The 21,477-nt window shown below is 70.4% G+C and carries 21 protein-coding genes; 7 read left to right on the top strand and 14 right to left on the bottom strand.

Annotated features, from left to right (window positions below; genetic code table 11):
* Positions 1-209: 209 nt before the first annotated feature.
* Positions 210-1,718, bottom strand: a complete 1,509-nt coding sequence (locus WME79_RS33775) for a hypothetical protein (protein WP_437523193.1) — start codon at positions 1,716-1,718, stop codon at positions 210-212.
* 2 nt (positions 1,719-1,720) lie between these two features.
* Positions 1,721-3,934 (bottom strand): SUMF1/EgtB/PvdO family nonheme iron enzyme, encoded by a 2,214-nt coding sequence (locus WME79_RS33770; protein ID WP_437523190.1) that lies wholly within the window; start codon positions 3,932-3,934, stop codon positions 1,721-1,723.
* Between the two features lie 488 nt (positions 3,935-4,422).
* Between WME79_RS33770 and WME79_RS33765 the strand changes: the two genes are divergently transcribed.
* Positions 4,423-5,829: a porin gene (locus WME79_RS33765; RefSeq protein WP_437523187.1), complete on the top strand. Its 1,407-nt coding sequence runs from the start codon at positions 4,423-4,425 to the stop codon at positions 5,827-5,829.
* Between the two features lie 125 nt (positions 5,830-5,954).
* On the opposite strand, the gene WME79_RS33760 is transcribed toward WME79_RS33765, so the two are convergent.
* Positions 5,955-8,162: a metallophosphoesterase gene (locus WME79_RS33760; RefSeq protein WP_437523184.1), complete on the bottom strand. Its 2,208-nt coding sequence runs from the start codon at positions 8,160-8,162 to the stop codon at positions 5,955-5,957.
* 256 nt (positions 8,163-8,418) lie between these two features.
* On the opposite strand from WME79_RS33760, the gene WME79_RS33755 reads away from it, so the two are divergent.
* Positions 8,419-9,318, top strand: a complete 900-nt coding sequence (locus WME79_RS33755; RefSeq protein ID WP_437523182.1) for a peptidyl-prolyl cis-trans isomerase — start codon at positions 8,419-8,421, stop codon at positions 9,316-9,318.
* The gene (locus tag WME79_RS33750) at positions 9,315-10,319 is read left to right on the top strand and encodes a HupE/UreJ family protein (RefSeq protein WP_437523180.1); all 1,005 of its coding nucleotides are present in this window, start codon (positions 9,315-9,317) and stop codon (positions 10,317-10,319) included. The genes WME79_RS33755 and WME79_RS33750 overlap by 4 nt, the downstream gene beginning before the upstream one ends.
* A gap of 31 nt (positions 10,320-10,350) precedes the next feature.
* Here WME79_RS33750 and WME79_RS33745 read toward each other — a convergent pair whose 3' ends face one another.
* Positions 10,351-10,710, bottom strand: coding sequence for a hypothetical protein (locus tag WME79_RS33745; protein WP_437523179.1), 360 nt, complete (start codon positions 10,708-10,710; stop codon positions 10,351-10,353).
* 105 nt (positions 10,711-10,815) lie between these two features.
* The gene (locus WME79_RS33740) at positions 10,816-11,334 is read right to left on the bottom strand and encodes an HD domain-containing protein (protein ID WP_437523177.1); all 519 of its coding nucleotides are present in this window, start codon (positions 11,332-11,334) and stop codon (positions 10,816-10,818) included.
* 157 nt (positions 11,335-11,491) lie between these two features.
* Here WME79_RS33740 and WME79_RS33735 point away from each other — a divergent pair, with 157 nt between their 5' ends.
* Positions 11,492-12,517 carry an SMP-30/gluconolactonase/LRE family protein gene (locus tag WME79_RS33735; protein WP_437523176.1) on the top strand — a complete coding sequence of 342 codons (1,026 nt, stop codon included), beginning with the start codon at positions 11,492-11,494 and terminating at the stop codon, positions 12,515-12,517.
* A 93-nt stretch (positions 12,518-12,610) separates the two neighbouring features.
* Here WME79_RS33735 and WME79_RS33730 read toward each other — a convergent pair whose 3' ends face one another.
* From WME79_RS33730 to WME79_RS33720, 3 genes are all read right to left on the bottom strand, one after another.
* On the bottom strand, positions 12,611-13,561 hold the full coding sequence (locus WME79_RS33730; protein WP_437523174.1) for an epimerase: 951 nt from the start codon (positions 13,559-13,561) through the stop codon (positions 12,611-12,613).
* Positions 13,562-13,679: 118 nt separating this feature from the next.
* The gene (locus WME79_RS33725) at positions 13,680-14,183 is read right to left on the bottom strand and encodes an SRPBCC family protein (protein WP_437523172.1); all 504 of its coding nucleotides are present in this window, start codon (positions 14,181-14,183) and stop codon (positions 13,680-13,682) included.
* The gene (locus tag WME79_RS33720; protein ID WP_437539996.1) at positions 14,180-14,557 is read right to left on the bottom strand and encodes an ArsR/SmtB family transcription factor; all 378 of its coding nucleotides are present in this window, start codon (positions 14,555-14,557) and stop codon (positions 14,180-14,182) included. The genes WME79_RS33725 and WME79_RS33720 overlap by 4 nt, the downstream gene beginning before the upstream one ends.
* Positions 14,558-14,816: 259 nt before the next feature.
* Between WME79_RS33720 and WME79_RS33715 the strand changes: the two genes are divergently transcribed.
* Genes WME79_RS33715 through rsmG form a run of 3 tightly spaced genes read left to right on the top strand, consistent with a single transcriptional unit; the run spans position 14,817 to position 16,208 of the window.
* Positions 14,817-15,275 (top strand): VOC family protein, encoded by a 459-nt coding sequence (locus WME79_RS33715; RefSeq protein WP_437293961.1) that lies wholly within the window; start codon positions 14,817-14,819, stop codon positions 15,273-15,275.
* A 39-nt stretch (positions 15,276-15,314) separates the two neighbouring features.
* Positions 15,315-15,473, top strand: coding sequence for a hypothetical protein (locus WME79_RS33710; RefSeq protein ID WP_437523170.1), 159 nt, complete (start codon positions 15,315-15,317; stop codon positions 15,471-15,473).
* A gap of 15 nt (positions 15,474-15,488) precedes the next feature.
* The gene (gene rsmG / locus WME79_RS33705; protein ID WP_437523168.1) at positions 15,489-16,208 is read left to right on the top strand and encodes a 16S rRNA (guanine(527)-N(7))-methyltransferase RsmG; all 720 of its coding nucleotides are present in this window, start codon (positions 15,489-15,491) and stop codon (positions 16,206-16,208) included.
* A 142-nt stretch (positions 16,209-16,350) separates the two neighbouring features.
* Here the strand turns inward: rsmG and WME79_RS33700 are convergent, their stop codons facing one another.
* The 6 genes from WME79_RS33700 to WME79_RS33675 are packed head-to-tail and all read right to left on the bottom strand — an operon-like array spanning position 16,351 to position 21,375.
* Entirely contained in the window at positions 16,351-17,661 is a 1,311-nt protein-coding gene (locus tag WME79_RS33700; protein ID WP_437523166.1) for a lactonase family protein, read from the bottom strand.
* A 6-nt stretch (positions 17,662-17,667) separates the two neighbouring features.
* Positions 17,668-18,348, bottom strand: a complete 681-nt coding sequence (locus WME79_RS33695; protein ID WP_437523164.1) for an NrsF family protein — start codon at positions 18,346-18,348, stop codon at positions 17,668-17,670.
* Positions 18,338-19,030 carry an RNA polymerase sigma factor gene (locus WME79_RS33690; RefSeq protein ID WP_437523162.1) on the bottom strand — a complete coding sequence of 231 codons (693 nt, stop codon included), beginning with the start codon at positions 19,028-19,030 and terminating at the stop codon, positions 18,338-18,340. Before WME79_RS33690 ends, WME79_RS33695 begins: the two co-directional genes overlap by 11 nt.
* 38 nt (positions 19,031-19,068) lie before the next feature.
* Positions 19,069-20,043, bottom strand: coding sequence for an HvfC/BufC N-terminal domain-containing protein (locus WME79_RS33685; RefSeq protein ID WP_437523160.1), 975 nt, complete (start codon positions 20,041-20,043; stop codon positions 19,069-19,071).
* Complete coding sequence (locus tag WME79_RS33680) at positions 20,040-20,921, bottom strand: DUF692 domain-containing protein (RefSeq protein WP_437523158.1); 882 nt, start codon at positions 20,919-20,921, stop codon at positions 20,040-20,042. Before WME79_RS33680 ends, WME79_RS33685 begins: the two co-directional genes overlap by 4 nt.
* Before the next feature lie 31 nt (positions 20,922-20,952).
* A complete protein-coding gene (locus WME79_RS33675) occupies positions 20,953-21,375 on the bottom strand; it encodes a hypothetical protein (RefSeq protein WP_437523157.1) in 423 nt (140 codons plus the stop codon).
* Positions 21,376-21,477 lie beyond the last annotated feature (102 nt).

The raw sequence follows: 21,477 nt of genomic DNA, 5'->3' as shown, positions 1-21,477 counted from the left end.
GGCGCCTGGGGGATGGGCCGTTCCCCATCTCCCCATCAATTGCGTAGGCCCGAGGAGGGAAGTCCCGCTGCACAGCGCCTGGGGGATGATCCGCTTCCCATTTCCCCATCAATTGCCGTAGGCCCGAGGAGGGAGGTGGGGCCGCACGGCGCCTGGGGGATGGGCCGATGTCTGAGCACGTGGCCTGAGCCTTGCCCAGCGGGCAAGGCTCAGGCCACGTGCGAGTTCGGCGGGGCCCCCAGGCGCCGTGCGGCCCCACCTCCCTCCTCGGGCCGGTCCTGCCGCTCTTGCCGGTCCTTCTCCCCAAGGATCGCCTTGGCCGCACTAGCCCGAGCCGCCCCACTCGCCACCGTCGCGTGGTCGACCACCCAGTGCGCATCCAGCAGATCCAGGTAGTCGAGGTCCAGCTGCCCCCCGGACGGCAGCATGAACACCGCCGAGATGTGCGCATGGCTCTGCACCGCCTGCACCATCTCCCGCGGGATGTAGAGCGCCGCGTGCGTGAAGAGGTGCACCACCGGCGTGCGCGGATCGTGGTGCCGCGTCAGATCGAGATCCGTCGCGAGCTCCGCGAACACGCGCGCCGGGTTCCTGCCCCGCTCCCCCTTGAACGACAAGAGGTGCGCCGTCGGCAGCTGCCCGTTCTTCGCCCGGTAGAGCTCGTACAGCCGCGCGTCGAAGAAGCGGAACGCCACGTCCTCGCCCTCCAGCAACAGCCGCTTGCCCGTCGCGATCGCCATCCCCCGGGCGAACGTCTGCCGATCGCCGCGCATCGACGCCGACGCGTCGATGAGCAGGTAGTGGATGCGCCGCTGCTCGTCCCGGCTCTGCTCGCGCGCGAAATACAGCACCTCGTTGTCCGCGATGCGGCGCGCCAGCTCCATGTCGTCCCACGCGAGCTCCGTCAGCACCATGCTGTCGATCGAGCCGCGCGTGCCCAGCCCCGAGTACCCGTGCGCCGCCGTCGTGCCCGCGGCCGGGCGCGTCTTCGTCTCGAGCACGCTCGGCAGGATCTCCAGCGAGAAATTCACGATGTCGTTCGCCTCGGGCGACGACAGCGCCGCGAGCAGATCGACCTGGGCGAGCGCCCCGGCCGACGCCTCCGACCCCAGCATGCCGAACAGGCGCAGCGTCTCGATGTCGAGCGCGTCCGACATCGTGAGCACGTACAGCCGCGAGACGTCGAGCGCCTCCAGCGCCCGCTGCTCGAACTCGCGCCGCGCCGACAGGAACAGCCCGCGGAGCTGCGGCTCGATCCCCTCGAAGAGCGCCGCGTCCGCGGGGAGCATCGCGCGGTAGGCTGGCGGCGCGTGGGTCCGCGCCGCGACCGCGCCGAAGAGGCGCGACAGCACGACCGTGACCAGGTCGTCGCTCATCCGGAGCTGCGCCGCGCACCGCGCGGCCTCGCTCTCGGCGAGCTCCCGGAGCACCGCCCGGTACCCCTCCACGATGCGCTCCGCGTCGCGGAGCCGGCTCGCGAGCTCCCTCGCGTCGCAGCGCGGGCCGAGCTCCAGCTGCTCGCGCGGCGTCGAGAAGAGCAGGCCCGCGTCGTGCACCAGCGCGAACGGCAGGACCACCCCGAGCCGCTCCAGGCTCTGGTGCCATCGGATCGCGCGCAGCGCGAGCGACGAGCTCAGCGGGCGCACCTGAGAGAACGCCAGCGTGCCGAGCGGGCCGGCGATGGAGGGGTTCGCGAGCTGGGACGTGGGGACAGGCACGGCTACAGGCGCGCGGCGCAGCGGAAGCCGATGCCCGGCGCGCTCGCCGTCGCGAGCTGGTGGTAGCGGAACGCCGGGTTGAGCCAGAGCGCGAAGCCGCCGTTGTAGGCGCCGCCCCGGATCGCCTTGCGATCGCCGGCCGGCGCCCCCTTCGGGTTCACCTGCTCCTCGTCCTTGTAGGTCTCGAACCAGTCCGCGGTCCACTCCCACACGTTGCCGACCACGTCGTCGGCCCCGAACTTCGTCTTGCCGTTCGGGAACGAGCCGACCGGCGCCGTGCCGGCGAAGCCGTCGTCGGCCTCGTACATGCGCTCGCTCGGCTTGAGCCCGTGCGCCTTCTCCCACGCCGTGCACTCGGTGCCGCACGCGTTCATGAAGGTCTGGTCGCCGGGCTTGTCACCCCAGGGGAATTTGCGCCCGTCGGAGCCGCGCGCCGCGTACTCCCACTCCGCCTCGGTCGGCAGGCGCTTGCCGTGGACCTGGCAATACGCGTTCGCGAGGCTCCACGGCAAGCAGTTGATCGGGTGCTTCGCGAGCTCGGGCTTGCCGAAGGTGCACTGCTCGGCGAGGACCGACAGCGTCTTCTGGTGCGCGGCGGCGGGTGACCCGTCGGTGTTCGGGAAGTCGGGCGCGGCCGGGGGCCGCTTGCACTCTCCCTTGTCCGAGCACGCCATGTAGTCGCCCGCGGTCACCTCGTGGACGTCGATGCAGAACGTGTCGATCGTCACCTTGTGCGCCGGCTGCCACAGCTTGAACTCCGGCTCGTCGGAGCCCATGAAGAACTTGCCGCCCGGGACGAGCACCATGCCAGCAGGGCACTCGGTCCGCCGCTCGGGGAGCGCGGCCGCCGCGGCCGTGGCGCTCGCCGTCGGCGCCGCCGCCGTGGCGGACGCGGTGGCGACCGGCGCGCTCCGCGACGCCTCGTCCGCAGGCGGCGCGCCGCGCAGCAAGCTCCAGGTGATCGCGCCGCCGGCCGCGAGCGCGAGCGCGACGCCGCCGAGCAGCAGCGGGCCCTTCGACCTCGGCGCCGCCGCGTCGCTCGCGGCGCCGCCCGCGGCGCTCGATCCGGCCACGGCGACCGGCTGCGACGTCAGCGCGGGCAGCGGCCCCGGGGCCGTGGAGGGCGCCGCCATCGTCGGCGCGGTCTGCGCCTGCAGCGAGATCCGCGGCGAGGACGGGAGCCGCGGCGCGGACGCGCGGGGCGACGGCGCGCCGGACGGGGGCGCGAGCGAGCCGCCGCCCGTGGAGAGCGCCCAGGCCGGGTCCTCGGGGAAGACCGCCCGGTGCAGCGCCGACCAGAAGCGGCCCATGGTGGGGAAGCGGTCCGCCGGCGCGACGGCGAGCGCCTTCGCGAAGACCGCCTCGACCTCGTCGCTGACCGTGAGGCCGAGCGTCCGCGGGGTCGGCCGGCGCGACGGATCGCGGCTCGCGACCGCGAGCTGGAGGTAGTCGTCGCCCTGCAGCGCCGGCGCTCCGCCGAGCATCACCTCGATCATGATGAGCGCCATCGCGAAGACGTCGGTCCAGGGCCCCGTCGCGCCGTGGGTGCGGCTGAACTGCTCGGGGGCGCCGTAGCTCGGCGTGAACGCCGTGATGTCCTTGCCCGTGTGGGCGAGCGCTGTCGCTGCCGCCGCGTGATCGGCCATCACCTTGGCGATGCCGAAATCGAGCACCTTCACGAACGTCGAGGCGTCGCGCGGCTGGCCGACGACGAACAGGTTCGCCGGCTTGATGTCGCGGTGCGCGATGTTCCGCGAGTGCACGAGATCGAGCGCGATCGCGGCCGACTCGAGCAGCGCCATCGTCGCGCGCAGGTCGCGCGCCGGCGCGCCGTCGGTCGTCTCGTCGAAGAGGACCTGATCGAGCGGCCTGCCGTCGAGCCACTCGAGGACCATGTAGGGCAGCCACTGCCCGTCCGGCGCGTTGAACGTGCCGATGTCGCGGGCCTGGACGATCGCGGCCGAGCGGCTGGAGAGCTCGGTCATGAGCTTGCCCTCCTGGATGAACGCCTGGAGCAGCTGCTCCCGCTGCTCGGCCGGCGCGCCCGCGAGGAGGGTGAAGCACTTGACGGCGACGGGCTGCTTCCAGATGACGTGCTCGGCCCTGTAGACGACGCTGAAGCCGCCTTCGCCCACGGCGTGGCCGATCCTGTACTTGTCGGCGATCAGGCTGCCGGCGATGTTGAGCGGATCGCTGCGGTCCGGGTTCTGGCTCATGAGATCCCTACGCACCGCGGCGGGGCGCCGATCGGAGCCCTCGTGCGTGCGTCGGGGCCATCTTAGTTGCCTCGCGGTCGGTTGGAACCCTTTCGCGCGATCCGGCGCCCTCCCCGATCCGGAGGCGCCGGCCGCTCCGGGTGTCCGATATGGCGGATGTTCCAAGGCCCGTTGGATGGTGAGGGAACTCGCATCTGAGGATCTTTGTGGGCGCGAACCATGTCTTGACAGAGATCTTCGTCCGTTATATTGGATGACGTTATACGGTGGTTCCCTGCTGGCGTCGCTGCTGCCCAGCCGGGTGCTCCTGACCGCGGCCTCTCGTCTGCGCGTCGTGCGTGGGACGCGGAGCGCAGGCCGGGGAGCGATGGTCCGCCGCCTGCGAGGGCGTGGTGCGCTTTCGCGCCGGCGGCTGGTGCCGGCCGTGCGCGCCGCGCGTCGTGCGCCGTGCGCCGTCAGCAGCTGGTTTGATCCGAGGAACAACGCGCTTGAAATCGATCAACGGAAAGAAGTCGCACACGGTCCGCGCAGCAGCTGCGCTCTCGCTCGTCGCCGCCGCGCTCCCCTTCCAGGCGTCCGCCCAGCAGCCCGCGGCGCCGCCGCAGGCCCCGGCGCCGCTTCCGGCCCCGGCGCCGCAGGAGACCGGGGCGGCGGCCGGCGTGGAGCCGTTGAGTCGCCGGGTCGCGGAGCTCGAGCAGCAGCAGCGCGCGCTGATCGAGCGCCTCGAGGCCGAGCGCAAGGCGGCCGCCGAGGAGCGGGCGAGCGCGGAGAAGGACAAGGGCAGCGGCGTCAAGGTGACGGCGGCCGCTGGAAAGGGCTTCACCGTCAAGACGGCGGACGACAAATTCTCGTCCACGATCCGGGCCCGCGTGCAGGTCCGCGAGACCATCACGCACACGGCAGAGGACGACACCCACGAGATCAACGTGAGGACGGTGCGCCTCACGACGAGCGGGCATATCCTCTCCCCCGATCTCAAGTACAACGTGCAGCTCGCCTTCGGCGGCAACGATTTCGAGAAGGACAGCCCTTCTCCCATCTTCGACGCCTTCGTCGAGTACACCGGGATCCGCGATCTCAACGTGCGTGTTGGCCAGTTCCTTACCCCGTTCAACCGGGCGCGGACCCTGCGCGAGGTCTCCCTCCAGCAGACCGATCGTCCGATCGCCGTCCGCGAGTTCAACCTCGATCGCGACGTCGGCCTGATGTTCTCGTCGCCCGATCTCTTCGGCTTCGGAGGCAAGCTATCGTACAACCTCTTCGTCGGCGGCGGCGAGGGCCGCAATCGCTTCGGCGGCCAGAAGCATGGTCCCCTGGCGGTGGCGCGGCTCGCCGTCCGCCCGTTCGGCGCGTTCGACGACGACCAGGACGGCGACCTCCCTCGCGAGGCGAAGCCCCGGCTCGCGGTGGGCGTCACGGGCGCCTACAACCACCAGACCAACCGCCAGAACAGCACCTTTGGCACGACGCTCACGCTCGGCGCGGCCGACTACCTGCACGGCGCGGCCGATCTCATCTTCAAATATGCCGGCTTCTCGCTCTCGGCCGAGGCCGTCGTGCGCCACGCCAAGCGGGATTCCTTCGAGGGCGAGGTCGACGGCGCGGCCGTGCGGGAGTGGACCCGGTCGGGTTACGGCTACTTCGCCCAGGCGGGCTACCTGCTGACCGACCGGGTCGAGGTCGCCGCGCGCTGGGACCAGATCTTCGCGGAGCGGGGCACCGATCCGAAGCTCGTCGATCTCGTCGACGCGCAGGGCAAGCAGGTCGGCGGCGGGCTCAATGTGTATCTGAACGGATATGCGCTGAAGATCCAGGGCGATTATTTCTACATCTTCGGCAAGGACACCGCCGACGCCCGCCACGTCGGTCGCCTCCAGCTCGACGCCTCGTTCTGAAGGGAAAGGGCCGCGCCCGGAGAGCGCGCATCCATGCGATGGCTCACGTGCGCGGCCCGGCGAAGCGCGCTGCAAGGCGGTGAAGCCGTCGGGGGCTCCGCATCGCCAGGCCGCTGCGTCAAAGTTCAATAATTGAAATTGCGAACGAGGATGAGCGCCTTCTCATTCCCGTCCATGTCGTCCTCCCAGGCCACCACGAAGCGGCCCTGATCATCCATGGACATCACAGGCAACCGCTGCTGGCCGCTCGAGTCGCTGTTGACGGTGAAATCCGCCCGATGCTGCGCGCCGGCGGCCGTGAAATCACGCCCCAGGATCTGATACACGCCGTTGTCGTCCTGGTCATCCTGCCAGACCACCGCAAAAGCACCGTCGCCGCGCATCCCCACGCTGGGCGCGACCTGTTGACCATCCGCCACGCTGTTCATGGTCGTCACCCCGAAGCGCTCCGTGCCGGTGATCGTGAACCCGCGCGCATAGATCTGGTAGTAGCCGTTGTCGTCCTGGTCGTCCTCCCAGGCCACCACGAAGTTCCCGTTGTTCGCCATGCCGATCGACGGCATCGTGTGCTGGCCCGCGGTGTTCGTGTTGACCGCCCTCTGCGCGAAGCGGTTGCCGCCTGTGGCCGTGAAACCTCGGTGGTAGATCTGGAAGTTGGCGTCGTCGTCCTGATCGTCTTCCCAGGCGACGACGAAGTCGCCATCCGAATCCATGGCGATGGCCGGGTTGAACTGCTCGCCCGCAGCGACGCTGTTGACGGTGAACGTCGCGATGCGCTGAGCGCCGGCCGCGGTGAAGCCGCGCGCCAGGATCTGATAGTACCCGTTCCCATCCTGGTCGTCTTCCCAGGCGACGACGAAATTGCCGCTCGCATCGCAGGCCACCGCGGGCCTCGACTGCTGGCCGTCCGATACCGTGTTCACCGTACGATCGTGGAAGCGCTCGCTGCCATTCGCATTGAAGCCGCGCGCCATGATCTCATAGACGCCGTTGTCGTCCTGATCATCTTCCCACACCACCACGAATCTCCCCGAGTCGTCGACGGCGACGCTCGGGCGCCTCTGCTGACCTGAGTCCACGCTGTTCACGGCGAGCTGCGAGAACCGCGCGTTGCCGTCCGGGTCGAAGCCGCGCGCGTAGATCTGACCGACGCCGTTGTCGTCGTGGTCATCTTCCCAGACCACCACGAAGTTGCCGTTCGGCGCCGTTGCGACCTTGGGATCGAAGTGCTTGCCCGTCAGCTGCACGTTGGCCATGCGATCCTTGAACAGGATATCGCTGGCTGTGTAAGCGTACGCGGGCAGGGCAGCCTGCATGTCGTAGCCGATGGCGTAGTTCTGTTGGTTGTGCTTGGTCGCGGTCGGGCTCTGCGCCTGGTTGTAGTTCAGGTACAGCGTCGCCTGACAGTTCGCGAAGATCGCGCAGTTGCCGTCCTCGACGCTCAGCGACTCCACCGTGATCTGATTCTGCGCCGGCTCGAACGTGAGGACGCGCAGCCAGCCGTTGCCCAGCGCATGGCCGTTGCCCAGGACCGGCTCGCTCTGAAAGTCGTTCAGGATCTCGTGGACGATGTTGCCGTTGTTGCCGGTGCGGCGGCGATACGACACCCCCTGGATGTGTCCGCTCACGGACATGAACACGTTGCTGTGGCGCTGGATCAGCTCTTCCCAGAGATCCACGCCGTCGCGGCCCTCGAGGTTGTAGCCGTCGGCGCAGCCGCTCGCGTGCTCGGCGTTGTTGTTCATGTGGCAGTGCGTGGCCACGATGACGCGGCGGTCCGGGTGGTTCGCGATGACCTGATTCGCCCACGTCACGACGTCCTTGCGCGGCGCGAACTCGAGGCTCACCACCATGAACTTGAGCCCGCCGGCCTCGAAGTACGTGTAGTTGTTGATGTTCGAAGCGTCGTAAGCGCCGCCGTAGAACGACTCGCCCTCGTAGCGCGGCTGACCGAAGTAATCGGCATACAGCGAGCTGCGCTTGTAGGCTTCGTTGCTCGGGTAGATGTCATGGTTGCCGATCGTCATGCTGTACGGCACGCCGGCGTTGTCCAGCAGCGCGTGCGCGGCGCTCGCCACGTCGTACTCGATCTCTGTGTCGTGGTTGGTGATGTCGCCGAGGTGCACCGCGAACTTGATGTTGCGCGCGGCGCGGTTGTCGACGAGCCACTGCATCTGGTGCTCGTAGACCTCGTACGAGGAGAACTCGCTGTAGTTCTGGGTGTCGGGGATCAACACGACAGAAAACGCGGCCTGCGCGCTCGCGGAGCGCGTCGCTACACACCACAACGCGAAGGCGGCGACGGTGAGCATCAAACGATAGGTTCTTGTCATGTGCGGGCGCTCCCCTGGCCAAAACGGACGAGCCTGACTCGATTCACGGCCGCACTTGTACGCGGTTCAGATGGCAGCGCTGTGCGGCTCCAGTTACCTCTCGTTGCCCCTTGTCATGAGCTGCGCGGCGATGTCTCGTTGTCCACCGCCAAGTCGCGACCCCGTCGCCCTGCTGAAACGGAGACGCAACGGAGCGCCGGTAGCCTGCGCCGGGCTCACCAGTCCGTGAGCCGGATACGCTGCACTCTCGAGAGCCATGACTCGAACCGCCGCCCCTCAAACCGCCAGCTCGACCGCGTTCGAGGGGGCATCGGGCCACACGGCCAAAGATGCCAGGACCCTCGCCGCTTGGCTGCGGCGCGTCGCTTCCGAGCCCTTCGTTCACTTCACGCTGCTCGGGGCGCTCGTGTTCGCCGGACATCTCCTGGTGACCCGTACGCCCGAGGTGCCCACGCTCGACGTGTCGGCGTCCAGACAGCGAGAGCTCGTCAAGCTGTTCGAGCAACGGCAGGGCAGGGCCCCGAACGACAAGGAGCGCGAACAGCTGATCCGACGCTACGTCGAAGATGAAGCGCTGTTTCGCGAGGGCTTGCGCCTGTCCCTGGTGCACACGGACCCGATGCTGCGCGCCCAGGTCATCGCCCGCGTGCGCGGTATGCTGCAAGCCGAGCTCGACCAGAAGCCGCCCACGGACATCGAGCTACAACGCTACCATGAAGCGCATCTCTCGGACTACGCTCTCCCTGAGACCATCAGCTATCGCGAGTACCTGATTCGCAGCGGCCCGGACGCCGACGGCGACGCGCGAAGGCTCTTGTCGTTGCTGGAACGACAAGAGGCGGCCGACGGGCCGGGGCTGCCCATTCCGACCGACCATTCGCAGCGCTCCGAAGCACAGCTCGCCTCATTGTACGGCCCCGAGCTCGCACACGAGCTCTGGACTTCGCCGAGCGGCGGCTGGCGAGCGCTGCGGTCCAGTGACGGAGTTCACATCGTGCGCGTCGCCGAGCGCACCGCGGCGTCGGAGCCCTCGTTCGCGACGATCCGCGAGCGGGTGAGCGCGGACTACCGCAAGGATCGGACGGCGCGCGCGTTTCAAGCGGAGATCAGCCGCCTCACCTCGCAGTGGCGCGTCCAGATCGCGGAGCAGCCATGACGAGCGCGAAGAGGCTACGAGCAGCAGCGACGCTGTGGATCATCCTGTGTTCGCTGTGCGCTGTGGCTGCGACCGCGCACGCCCACACGCCCTCGCTGAGCGTGCTGGCGCTCGACGAGCGCTCACCGGGCGAGTTCATCGCCAGCTGGGAGCGAACGCAGGGTATCCAGGACGTCAGCGCGGCGTACGACCTGCTGAAGCCTGTGTTCCCTGAGCACTGCCGGTTCGAGGCGCCGCGCCTCGATTGCGGCGCGCGCGGACTGTCAGGTCGCGTCGGGTTCGACGGCCTGGGCGATCTCTCGACCTCCGGCATGATCAAGATCCGGTGGGTAGACGGCAGTGACCAGATACTGAGCCTGACGGCCGCGCAGCCGCACGTCCGAGTGTCAGAGGCCCGGACCGATACCAGGGCGCTGCGCGGGGTGTCCAATTTCGTCTGGATCGGGATCACGCACATCTGGCTCGGGCTGGATCACCTGCTGTTCGTGCTGGGGCTGCTCTGGCTGCTGGACTCGTGGCGCGTGCTGATCAAGACCGTCACTGCGTTCACGGTCGCGCATAGCTTGACGCTGGGAGCGGCGACCTTCGGGCTGCGCGGCCTGCCCAGCGCCCCCGTCGAGGCCGTCATCGCGCTCAGCATCGCGTTCGTCGCCGTGGAGATAGCTGGCGAGGCACGCACGAAGCGGCCGAGCTTGACCCGCCGATGGCCCTGGTTCGTGGCGTTCTCGTTCGGGCTCTTGCACGGCTTCGGCTTCGCCAACGCGCTCGCGGAGCTCGAGCTCTCCAGCGCGGATCGCCCGATCGCGCTGCTCTGCTTCAACGTCGGCGTGGAGATCGGGCAGCTGGTGTTCATCGCAGGCTTGCTGGCGCTCCGCGCGGCGTTGCGCAGGCTCGGGCGCGGGTCGGGCGTCCGCCTCGCGACCGCCGGCTGCTACGCGATGGGCACGCTGGCGATGTACTGGTTCTTTGAGCGGATCGCCGCTTTCGTACCCGGCGTCTGACTGTCTAGCTGCCTGCGGCGGGGGATGAGGATCACTCGTGAGACTTCCGTAGCCAGGCGTCCATCTGCGCTCGGTCACGGCGCCTGATGGCCTTGAGCTCACGGCGTTGTTCGTCGGTGAGGTTCGGGTTCACTGCCCAGAGTGCCTTTGCCTCCTCCGGGGACTCGGCCCACATCAGGACATCGCGGTAATCGCCTTTCGCGGCGTCGGTCATCCGGCGCAGCTCCCCGAGGGCGCCTCCGCTGAGCTTGATGATCGCCAGACGGACGCGCTCGGTCTCGCGCTCGTACGATTCGATGCCATAGCGGCTGAGCTCGGCGCGCGCCGCAGCGCGGTCTTCCTCGGAAGGCCACGCGGCGGCCAGCTTGTGTTCGACCTCCGGCTCCAGCACGTTGCTCTCTCTGCTCATGCGCCCTCGGATCCGGCCAACGTTCGGCTAACGTTCAACATGAGCGGCAGGGCCCGGCTCGCCGGGGCCTGTCCGCTCGGGGGAGGGTCAGGCCTGGCGATCGAAGGCTCCCTCTTCGAGCAATTGGTCAAGCTCCGACCACAGCGGATCGCATTGTCCGCTGCGGAAGGCCGCTTGCTTGAACGCCTGCTGTTCGCTCTGATAGAGCCGCCACAGACTCGCCTTGCGGTCAGCGATGCACGCGCGCACGTTGGCGAGGCGGTCCGCCGCTTTCACGACGAGCGCGAGCTCGACTTCGCCCTTGGCCTTCGCCAGCTTGGCGTAGGTTCTTGCTTTCCGCTCCTTGCGATTCGCACCAGGCTCGTCGGTGAGAAAGCTCACGCATGCGGCCACTCGCGATCCGAACTCCGCTTCAATGCTTGCGAGCGTAACGTCGGTGTCCTCCGCCACGTCGTGCAGGTAGGCGACCACCACCGCCTCTTCTCCATACGGCTCCGCCAACGCCGCGACCGCATCCAGGTGAAAGGAGTACGGCCGGTCGCCGTACCGCTGGTCCCCGTGCGCAGCGACCGCAACCAACCGCGCCTTTTCTCTCGTGGTACCCATAAGGCCTAACCATCGACCGATTGGTCAACCGAAGCCGGCGGACCAGGTCTTTGCAGATCGTCGCCTTTTATGAACTTCCCCACGGAGAGTCTCATGGATCGACGCTGTGCCGCAAGCGCTCGGCGCTGTGGTAGATTCGCGGCCCGGAGGTCTTCTCGTGGCACGATCCCGTGGCATTTTCAGCTCCATCGCCGCTGCGGCCGCGATGGTTTCCTGCGGGGGGGAGACCCCGCCGCCCGCGCTGGCACCGGCGGCCTCCGCTTCCGCCGCGCCTGTCGCGACGAACAGCGTCGAGCCCCCGCCTGCGGCTCCGCCTGCTCCCGCGGCGTCCACGGCGGCGCCCGAGCCGCCCAAGCCCGCCGCGCCGAGCCCTGTCGCAAGGTACACCGGCTTCGCCAAGCCGGAGAGCGTGCTCTACGACGCGGACAACGACCGCTACCTCGTCTCGAACATCAACGGCAATCCGGACGACAGGGACAACAACGGCTTCATCTCCGTCCTATCGCCCGACGGTCAGGTGACAAACCTGAAGTGGATCGAGGGTGGCAAGGCCAAGGTCAAGCTCGACGCGCCGGCGGGCTCGGCGATCTCGAAGGGCGTGCTCTACGTGGCCGATCTCACGACCGTCCGGATGTTCGACCTCAAGACCGGGGCGCCGAAGGGTGAGATCGCCATCCCCGGTACGACGTTGCTGAACGACGTCGCGGCGGCTCCAGACGGCAAGGTCTACGTGTCCGACTCCGGCTTCAAGATCGGCGCGACCGGAAACCTCGAGGCGACGTCGAGCGACGCCATGTACGTCATCGAGAAGGGCAAGGCCAAGGCGCTGGTGAAGACCACCGACCTGCACATGCCGAACGGCCTCGCGTGGACCGACAAGGGGCTCGTGGTTTGCTCGAGCGGCGCTCCCGAGGTCTTCCGCCTCGACGAGAAGGGCGCCAGGCAGGACGTGACCACCACGGCGCCCGGCGGCCGCCTCGACGGCCTGATCTCCCTCGGAGACGCGCTCCTCGTGACCAGCCACGACGCGTCGGCGGTGCTTCGCGGGAAGCTCGGCGGGACCTTCGAGGTCGCGATTCCCGAGCAGAAGACGCCCGCGGATATCGGTTACGATACGAAGCGTGGACGCGTCCTCGTTCCCCATGTGATGGTGGACACGGTCGACGTCTACGAGCTGAGGTGATCTGCGGACGAAAGACCCCTCGCAATGGGGGAAGGCCTCCTTGAGGCGACGATGGAATGCTGATGCCTCACGGGCGTCGAGCGGTTCACCGCCTCAGCGCTTGGCGCGCCATCGCGCCACGAGGTCGCGCGCCGCCGCCGACCACTCGGCGAAGGCGAACGTGAACCCGGCCTCGCGCAGGCGTCCGGGGACGACGCGCCGGCTCTTCAGCACGAGCTCGGTGTCCGTGCGCATCACGAACGCGCCGACCTCCAGCATCCATTTCGTCGTAGGCAACCCGAAGCCGATACCCCAGGCCTCGCGCAGGGCGCGCATGAAATCGCTGTAAGGGAGCGGCCCCGGCGAGGCGAGGTTGACCGGCCCGGAGACGTCGTCCCGCTCGATCAAGTACCTTGTCGCTCGTACGAAGTCGCGATCGTGGATCCACGACACGAACTGCTGCCCTTCGCCGGCCGGACCGCCCAGGCCCCGCCGGGTGAGCCCGAGCAGCACGTCGAAGATGCCGCCGCGATCAGGGCTCATCACCATGGAGGCGCGGATCGCGATCTTGCGCGTGCGCGGCGTCTTGGCCTCGTCCAGCGCCTGCTCCCACGCTCGGGCGATCTCGACACTGTTGCGCCAGTACGACGGGACGTCCGGCTCGTCGCCGCCCAGGAGCCCGGTCGCCTCGTCGTTCGGCGCGTCATGACGATGCGCGTAGATCGTGGCCGTGCTCATCTGCAGCCATACGCGCGGCGGTCGTGAGGCGGCGGCGATCGCCTCGCCGACGGCGCGCGTCGAGTCCACACGAGAGCTCCTCATCGCGCGGAGGTTCTCGTCCGTGTAACGGCAGTTCACGCTGCGGCCAGCGAGGTTGAACACCGCGTCGGCGCCGTCGAGCTCGCGCGCCCAGGGACCGAGCGTGCGTCCATCCCACGGCACGACCCGCCCTGCGGGCACGCTCGCGCTGCGGCACAGGACGATCACCTCGTGTCCGTCGGCCGCAAAGGCGCGCGCAAGGATCTGACCTACCTGTCCGCTCCCGCCCGGAAGGATGATCTTCATGCCGCGAGCGTATCCCGGGCCACCGCGAATGCACAGCCCGCTCCTTCTCCTCGTTCAGGGCTGGAGCGCCGGGAAGGAGATGGGGAAATCATGATCACTTCTGCCGAGCGCCCGCGCGCTACGCCTGCGTGCGCGCGTCGCCGAGGTAATAGGCACGCTGCGCCGGATAGTAGTCGGCGAAGCTGGGCAGCGGATCGCCGAGCCTGGAGGCGACGAGCATGTCGAGGTAGTATTCCCAGCCCGGCCCGATATCGCCGGCGAGCGCTGGATCGGCGAGGTGCTGGACGAAGGTGAGCTCGGTGATCTCGCCCTTCGCCGCGAGCGACAGCTCGAACCGCCACCCGCCGTGCTCGTCCTTGGCCGAGAGCGCGAGGCGATGCGGCGGCTCGCACGTGTCGATCGAGACGTCAGACCACGGCGCCCCGTGCTCGAACGTCATCTGAAGGCGCACCGTCTTGCCGGGCCCCGCTTCGCCCTTCCACGGGCCGATCCAGCGCGCCGTGCTCTCGGACGCCGTGACGCTCTGCCAGACATCCTCGATGGGGGCGCGAAAGCTGCGCGTGATGACGAGATCGGCGCCTGTCGCCGTGCTCCGGACGCGGCCTGTGGGTCGGGGGCTCATGCGGTCTCCTTCCTTCGTTTCACTTCGTTGCGGGACGGGGGTGCGGTCGCCATGCGCCGCTGCCGGCCGACGCGGTGCACCTCGGTCTCGAGGGCGTCGAACCGGCGATGCCACGGGCTCGTCGCGTGCAGCTCTCGCAGGAACGCCTCGAGCTCGGCGAGCGCACCGAGCTCGAGGCGGTACTCGCGCTCGCGACCGCACTGGACGTCGCGCACCAGGCCCGCCTCGCGCAGCACGCGCAGGTGCCGGCTGACCGCCGGGCGGCTGACCGGAAACGCGCCGGCGATGGCGCCCGCCGTGGCGGTGCGATCGCGCAGCATCCGCAGGATCTCCCGCCGGATCGGATCCGCCAGCGCCTGGGCAACGACGTCCATCGGCGTGATGTGTAACCGATGTGTTACGCGTTCGTCAAGCCGCACGGCCGGGCGCGCAGGTAAATTTCGTCCAATACGAGGTCGGCGCGATGCTCCAGGATGAGCGGCAACCCGGATCGCCGAGGCGACGCGCGCCAGGAGAGGCTCGCCTTCTCCCCGGCGCCCGGGCGCGCGAGGAGCGCCGCTCGATCGTCAAGGCAACTCCCGGCCTTCCCTCGGGAAGGGCCATGATCCACGACGAGCACCAAGGAGCGCGACGATGACGAAGAGCAAGGTCCACCCCGTCCCGGATGGTCAGACGTGCTTCCCCTACCTGAGCGCGCGGAGCGCCGCGGAAGCCATCGAGTTCTACAAGCGCGCGTTCGGCGCGCGCGAGGACTCGCGCATCCCGATGCCCGACGGGCGGATCGGCCACGCCGAGCTGTCCATCGGTCGAGCCCGGTTCTTCCTGTCGGACGAGTATCCCGAGCTCGGCGCCATCAGCCCCGAGACGCTGGGAGGCAGCAGCCCTGCCGTCGTCGTCTACGTGGAGGATGTGGACGCGCTCGTCGCCCAGGCCGCGGCGGCAGGCGCGACCATCGATCGCCCGCCGCAGGACAAGCCGTTCGGAGACCGGACGGCCTGGCTCCGCGATCCGTTCGGCCATCGCTGGTCCTTTGCGAGCCGGATCGAGGACGTCTCTCCCGAAGAGCTGCAGAGGCGCCTCTCGGCGATGTAGTGATCCGCCACCGGGGCGCGGGCGAATGGCGATGCTGTCGTGGCCGGCTACCCGGTGGGGACGATGACGGAGGAGGATCGCGAGGGCATCGGCCTCGCGTTCTACGCGGTGATCCTGGAGAAACAGGAGGGCGGCCCCGGAGCGGGCGGGGGGGGCGAGCGCGAGAATTGCGGCGCTTCACGAGGGGGAGCTTGCTAGGGTGTGCGGAAGTCCATGCTCCCTGACGAACGCGCTCCGCTCCCGCTGCCGGCTCCCGCTCCGCTCACGCCTCCGGAGGGCTTCGCGGAGCGCCTCGAGGCGATCGGCGTCACCCTCGACGCCGCGGTGATCGCCAAGCTCGGGGATTACCTCGCGCGCTTGCTCGCGATGAACGACCTGATGAACCTCACCTCGATCACGGATCCGGTCGAGGTCTGGGAGAAACACGTCCTCGATTCGCTCACGCTCCTGCCCCTCCTGGAGGAGCTGAGCGCGGGGGCGCGCCTCGCCGACATCGGCTCGGGCGGGGGCCTCCCCGGCCTTCCGCTCGCCATCGCTCGGCCCGATCTGAAGGTGACTCTGGTGGAGGCGACGCAGAAGAAGGCTTCGTTCCTCGTCGCGGTGGCCGCGAGCCTCGGGCTCACCAACGTGTCGGTGCGCGCCGAGCGCGCCGAGCAGCTCGGCAAGGGCGATCTCCGCGGCGCGTTCGACGCGGTGACGGCGCGCGCGGTGGGGCGCCTGGTCATGCTGATCCCCCTGACGGTGCCCTTCGTGCGGCCCAACGGGATCGTGCTGCTGGTGAAGGGCCAGCGCGCCGAGGAGGAGCTCGCCGAGGCGAGCTGGGTCCTCGGGCGACAGCGGGCCACCTTCGTGAAGACGGTGGGGACGCCGACGGGGAAGATCGTGATGCTGCAGAAGTCGGGGGAGGAGCCGAAGCGCCATTTCGGGCGGTGATCCACGGCGGTGTTCGGTCCTTGCCGGGTCGGCGCGAGCACACGCCTGTTGAGCTCAATCGGATACCATCGCCTGGCTTCAGTTCGACGACCCGTCCATTCATCAGAACAATGGTCCGCGTCGGCGACGTCGCTCGCCCCGCTCAGCGGTCCGGCAGGGCCACGATCCCGACATAGGTGGGCTCGGGGACCTCGGTGACACGGCCTGTCGGCTCGAGGGCGCCCGTCGCCTCGTCCACGTGAAACGCGACGATGTTGCTCGAGTCCTGGTTCGCGACGAGCATCAGCTTGCCTGTCGGCGAGATCTGGAAATGGCGCGGCGTCATGCCCTGCGTCGAGGCATGGCCGGCGGGCGTGAGCGTGCCCCGCTCGGGATCGACCGCGAAGATGGCGATGCTGTCGTGGCCGCGGTTCGACCCGTACACGAACTTGCCCGACGGGGACACCTGGACCTCGGCGGAGAAGTTTCCCTCGGCGCTCGCGCCGTCGGGCAAGGTCGAGACGGTGGCCAAGGCGGTGAACGTCCCGCGCGACGGATCGTAGCTCAGGGTGGTGATCGAGCCGGCAGACTCGTTGATCACATACGCGAACCGGCCGTTCGGGTGGAACTCGAGGTGCCGAGGCGTCGTGTCCGCGGGGAGCGAGAGGGCTGGCGGGTCGTTCGGCTCCATCTGGCCCGTGTCCGCGTCGAAGGTGAGCTGCGCTATCTCGTCGAGCCCGAGGTTGGTGACGAACGCAAACCGGTTCGCCGGATCGGTCATGGCGTGGTGCGGCCTCGTCCGGCGACCGAAGGACACGTCGTCGACCGCCTGGCCGAGCGCGCCATCCTGGCCGACGGGGAGCACCGCCGCCGTCCCGCCGCCGTAGTTGGCGACGAGGACGAAGCGCCCGGAGCGATCCGTGGACAGGTGGGCGGGGCCCGCGCCCTTCGAGGATGCCCTGTTGATGAGCTCGAGCGTTCCGCCCTGGGGATCGATCCGGAACGCGCTGACCGCGCCTGACAGCTCCCCATCCACCTCGTTCAGCTCGTTCGCCGCGAAGAGGCGCTGGTGCGCGGGGTCGACGGCGAGGAAGGTCGGGTTCATCTCGACGTCGAGCGGGCCCTGCACGGCCGAGAGCGCGCCGTCGGCGTCGTCCAGGCGGAAGACGAAGAGGCCCTGGTGGCCACCGACATAGACCGCGAACGCGCGTTCGGCCTGCGAGCCGCCGCCGCCCGCTCCGCTGCCGCCCGCTCCACCGCCGCCGCCGCTCGCACCGCTGCCGCTCGCACCGCTGCCGCTCGCACCGCCGCCGCTCGCGCCGGTACCCTGGCTCGTGCCATCACCGCCGCCGCTGGATACGCCCGTCGCGGCGCTGTTGGCGCCGTTGTTCGTGGCTCCGGCGCCGGAGCGGCCGCATCCGAGCCACAGTCCTGCCGCAAGACAGAGGAACACGAGCTGCATCGATCGAGCCATGGCGCCTCAGGCTCGCCCGCGCAGCGACCCGGCGGCGGCGCCGAGGAGCGCGCCGGACGCGATCGGGAGGCCGTGGGCGAACGCGATGTGGAGGAGATCGTCGATGTCGCAGTGCGTCCCGATGCCGACCACCACCCCGAGGCCACACAGGGCCCCGATCGCGGCGCCACGCCACGCCGGCGCCGACAGGAACGAGCGGCGCAGCACGAGCGCCGCCAGCGCGAACGGCAGGACCGCCGTGCCGACGGCGCTGGCGACGCACCGGAGATGCGTCGCCAGCGGCACCGGCGGATCGGCCATGGGCGACGTCGCGACGGCCGCGGCCAGGAACCCGGCCGGCACCGCGACGACGAGCGCCTGGATCGCCCTCACACCGGCCGGCAGGCCCCGGGCGCGCGGGCTCAGCGCGAGCAGCAGGCCGAGACCGGAGAGCACCGCCGTGACGGCGAGCGGGACGGCGACCCGGAGAGAGGGGAGGTCGTCGCGGAAGCCCTCCCACCAGCTCACGAGCAGGATCCAGCCGAGCCCGGCCAGGAGCGCGCTCCAGGAGCGGCGCTCACGCGTCGGGCGCGTCAGCGACGGCTCGGCCGGCGCCTCGGCCACGGCGGGCGGCGGGCGGGCGGCGAGGTGGGCCGCGGGATCGGGGATCTCCTCCATCCCTTTCAGCAGGTCGCTCTCATTCACCATTGGCACCTCCACGGACGCCTGCCTGCCCCTTGCCGCGGCGGCCGCTCCGCTCCGGTCTCGCGGTCGCGGGCCGGTCGTCGTTCCCCTCCTCCGCGCCCCTGCCCGCGCCGCGGTCCGCCTCGGGCCGCCGCTTGAGATCGTCGAGCGCCGCCCGCAGCGCCTCGTAGGCGCGGAACGCGCGGAGCTTCACCGCGCTCGTGGTCGTCCCCAGGACCGCCGCGGCGTCCTGCACGCTGAGCCCCTCGTACCGGATCAGGATGAACGCCTCGCGCTGCGACGCCGGGAGGCCCGCCAGTGTCCGCTCCACCGCCCGCGCCGTCTCGGAGGCGATCGCGACCGCCTCGGCGTCCGCGCCGCGCGCGTCCGGCGGCTCCGCGCCCGGATCGCTCGGGAGGCGCTCGGTGCCGCGGTGCTTCTGGGCGCGCGCGTGATCCAGGTAGACGTTGCGCGCGATGGCGTAGGCCCACGGCGCGACGGCGCCGCCGCGGGCGAAGCTCGATCGGGCGCGGTGCATTCGCAGGAACGTCTCCTGCGTGAGGTCGCCCGCGAGCGTCTCCGAGCCGCACATGCGGGTGAGGTACGCGAGCAGGCGCGCCGCGAGCGCGCGGTGCAGCTCCGGAAACGCGCGCGCGTCGCCGCACGCGTACCGGTCCATCGCTTCGTTCAGGGCGAACTCATCCATGGCGGTCCTGACGGCATACACCGTCTGCGCGCCGGCGATCATCGCGAAGGCCCGAGGAGCGCCCCGCGCTCGGCGAGGTCGCCCAGCAGGGCCGCGGTGCTCTCCAGCACCGGCCCGTCGACCGGGTGTCCCAGCGCGGCGCAGCCCGCGACCACCGCCTCCCCGAGCGCGGCGCCCGAGAGGAGGCGGCGCAGGATCTCGGCCGCGAGCGGCGTGAGCTCGAGGAAGCGCACGTCGTGCGCGGCGTCGCGGTACACGAGCAGGCGCGTGGGCTCGCGCGCCGGCACGTCGCGCGCCGACTCGTCGCCCTGCAGCCTGTGGACCGCGTGCTCGTAGCGCACGAGCGCCGCGGCCCGCTGGAAGCGCGCCCCCCGGTCGAGCGACAGCGCTTCGCCGAGAGGTACCGGTGTCTCGTCGCTCGGCGTCTCCGGCGCCTCGTCGCCCGGTGTTGCTGGCGCTTTGTCGCCGAGCGGCTCTGACGCCCCGATCGCGCCTGCCTCCTCGTCCTGCTCGGCGCACGCCGCCGCGAAGGCGGCCAGCTCGTGGCGCGCGAGATCCGCGAGGTACGCGGGGACCTCCGGATCCCCGGCCCAGCGCGGCGCCGCGAAGCCCACGAACTCGAACGCGACGTCGCGGAGGTAGCGCGACCGGGGCGGCTCCGCCTCGATGAAGCGCGCCACGTCCGCCTCGAACCGCGCGCCGAGCCGCGCCGCGGTCCGCGGGATCCCGGCGCGGATCGCGCCCGTCAGCCCCCGGCGGATGAGGCTCCGGTAGAGCAGCAGCCGCTTCGGCGGGAGCGCCGCCATCGCCTCGAGGTCCGGCCCCTCGAGCCCGGCGCGGGCGAGCCACGCGCGGGGATCGGCCGCGATCACCTCGCCGTCCGGCGCGGTCACGCTCCGCTGGAGCGCCCGCTCCAGCGCCGCGAGCTCCGGCGGCGGCGCGTTCGACGTCTCGCACGTCTCGCACGTCTCGCACGTCTCGCACGTCTCGCCCACCTCGCGCCTTGCGCTCACGCTCGCGCCTCCCGCGCGGCGAGCCCGCGCCGGTACGCCGCGTCGACCTCGGCGAGCTCGGCGAGCAGCGCGCCGAGCGGCGGCACGTCGTTGTCCCGCTCGAGCACGACCGGCACCGGCCCGGTCCGCGCGACCGCGCGGGCGAGCAGGTCGAGCACGGGGGCGATCGCCGGCGCGCCGTGCGTGTCGACGAGGACCTCCGCGTCGTCGCGCCACTCGTGCCCCGCGACGTGCATCGCGGCCACGCGCTCGGGAGGGATCTTCTCCAGGAACGCGATCGGGTCGAAGCCGTGGTTCCGGGCGTTGACGTAGACGTTGTTCACGTCGAGCAGGAGCCGGCAGCCTGCGCGCTCGAGCACCTCGACGAGGAAGTCGGCCTCGTCGAGCGAGGCGCGGCCCGGGACCAGGTAGTAGGTGATGTTCTCGATCGCCATCGGGCGCTCGAGCCGCTCCTCCGCCTCGCGGATACGGGCCGCGGCGTGGGCGGCGGCCGCGGACGTGTGCGGGAGCGGCAGGAGGTCGTGCAGGAACGCGCCGTCCACCCCGGAGAAGCAGAGGTGGTCGCTGTGGAAGGGGGGATCGAGCCGCTCCAGGAACCCCCCGAGCGCGCGCAGGTAGCCGGCGTCGAGCGGATCGAGCCCGCCGACGGACAGGGTGAGCCCGTGCGTCAGGATCGGGCGGTGCTCCCGGACGCGCTCGATCGCGGCGGGGAAGTAGCCGCCGCGCCGCATGTAGTTCTCGGGGGAGAGCTCGAAGAAGGGGACGGGCAGCGCCGCGTCGCGCGCGCCGTGATCGGGCGCGTCGAGCGCCGCGAGCACCTCGTCGAGGAACTCCCATCGGAGCCCGAGGCCGACACCGGTGAGCGCGCTGCCGGTCATGGGGGTACGGGGAGGGCGCGGGGGGCCGCGATCAGCCGCAGGTGCCCTGGCCGCAGCCCGCGTGGCCGGGCTTCTTCGCGGCGGCGCCCGCCTTCTTGGCGCCGGGCTTGGCCGGGGCGGCGTTGGCCGGGGCGGCGGTGGGCGGCGTGGGCGGCGCGGCCGTGGCCGCCGGGGTGGCCGTGGGGGCGACCTTCGGCGAGGTCGCGGCGGACTGCGCGTCGCTCGGCGGCGTGGGCTCGGCCGGGGCGGCGGGGACGTTCGCGCCCGCGGCGGCGTCGCCGGTGGCGGTCTCGGCAGGCGCGGGCGCCGGCGCGGGCTCGGCCGGGGCGGCGGTCTGCTCTGCGGGGACCTCGCTCGCGTTGACCGGCGCCTGCGCGCCGGCGCAGCCGCTCATCACCATGGCGCCGGCGCTCAACGCGGCGAGGGTCTCGTAAATGCTCTTCTTCGACAGCATCGTGTGGCTCCTCTGGTTCTCGTCTCGACGGGCCTGCGCCCACCGTTGTCGTCTCGACGGGCCTGCGCCCACCGTTGTCGTCTCGACGGGCCTGCGCCCTCC

It is taken from the genome of Sorangium sp. So ce726 (assembly GCF_051521405.1).
GTDB lineage: Bacteria > Myxococcota_A > Polyangia > Polyangiales > Polyangiaceae > Sorangium.
This window is presented reverse-complemented; position numbering and strand designations above follow the sequence as displayed.

Coding starts and splice junctions, on each gene's coding strand:
- WME79_RS33770 (WP_437523190.1), bottom strand. CDS start 3,934: ATGAGCCAGAACCCGGACCGCAGCGATCCGCTCAACATCGCCGGCAGC.
- WME79_RS33760 (WP_437523184.1), bottom strand. CDS start 8,162: ATGACAAGAACCTATCGTTTGATGCTCACCGTCGCCGCCTTCGCGTTG.
- WME79_RS33755 (WP_437523182.1), top strand. CDS start 8,419: ATGACTCGAACCGCCGCCCCTCAAACCGCCAGCTCGACCGCGTTCGAG.
- WME79_RS33750 (WP_437523180.1), top strand. CDS start 9,315: ATGACGAGCGCGAAGAGGCTACGAGCAGCAGCGACGCTGTGGATCATC.
- WME79_RS33740 (WP_437523177.1), bottom strand. CDS start 11,334: ATGGGTACCACGAGAGAAAAGGCGCGGTTGGTTGCGGTCGCTGCGCAC.
- WME79_RS33730 (WP_437523174.1), bottom strand. CDS start 13,561: ATGAAGATCATCCTTCCGGGCGGGAGCGGACAGGTAGGTCAGATCCTT.
- WME79_RS33725 (WP_437523172.1), bottom strand. CDS start 14,183: ATGAGCCCCCGACCCACAGGCCGCGTCCGGAGCACGGCGACAGGCGCC.
- WME79_RS33720 (WP_437539996.1), bottom strand. CDS start 14,557: ATGGACGTCGTTGCCCAGGCGCTGGCGGATCCGATCCGGCGGGAGATC.
- WME79_RS33715 (WP_437293961.1), top strand. CDS start 14,817: ATGACGAAGAGCAAGGTCCACCCCGTCCCGGATGGTCAGACGTGCTTC.
- rsmG (WP_437523168.1), top strand. CDS start 15,489: ATGCTCCCTGACGAACGCGCTCCGCTCCCGCTGCCGGCTCCCGCTCCG.
- WME79_RS33700 (WP_437523166.1), bottom strand. CDS start 17,661: ATGGCTCGATCGATGCAGCTCGTGTTCCTCTGTCTTGCGGCAGGACTG.
- WME79_RS33695 (WP_437523164.1), bottom strand. CDS start 18,348: ATGGTGAATGAGAGCGACCTGCTGAAAGGGATGGAGGAGATCCCCGAT.
- WME79_RS33690 (WP_437523162.1), bottom strand. CDS start 19,030: ATGGATGAGTTCGCCCTGAACGAAGCGATGGACCGGTACGCGTGCGGC.
- WME79_RS33680 (WP_437523158.1), bottom strand. CDS start 20,921: ATGACCGGCAGCGCGCTCACCGGTGTCGGCCTCGGGCTCCGATGGGAG.
- WME79_RS33675 (WP_437523157.1), bottom strand. CDS start 21,375: ATGCTGTCGAAGAAGAGCATTTACGAGACCCTCGCCGCGTTGAGCGCC.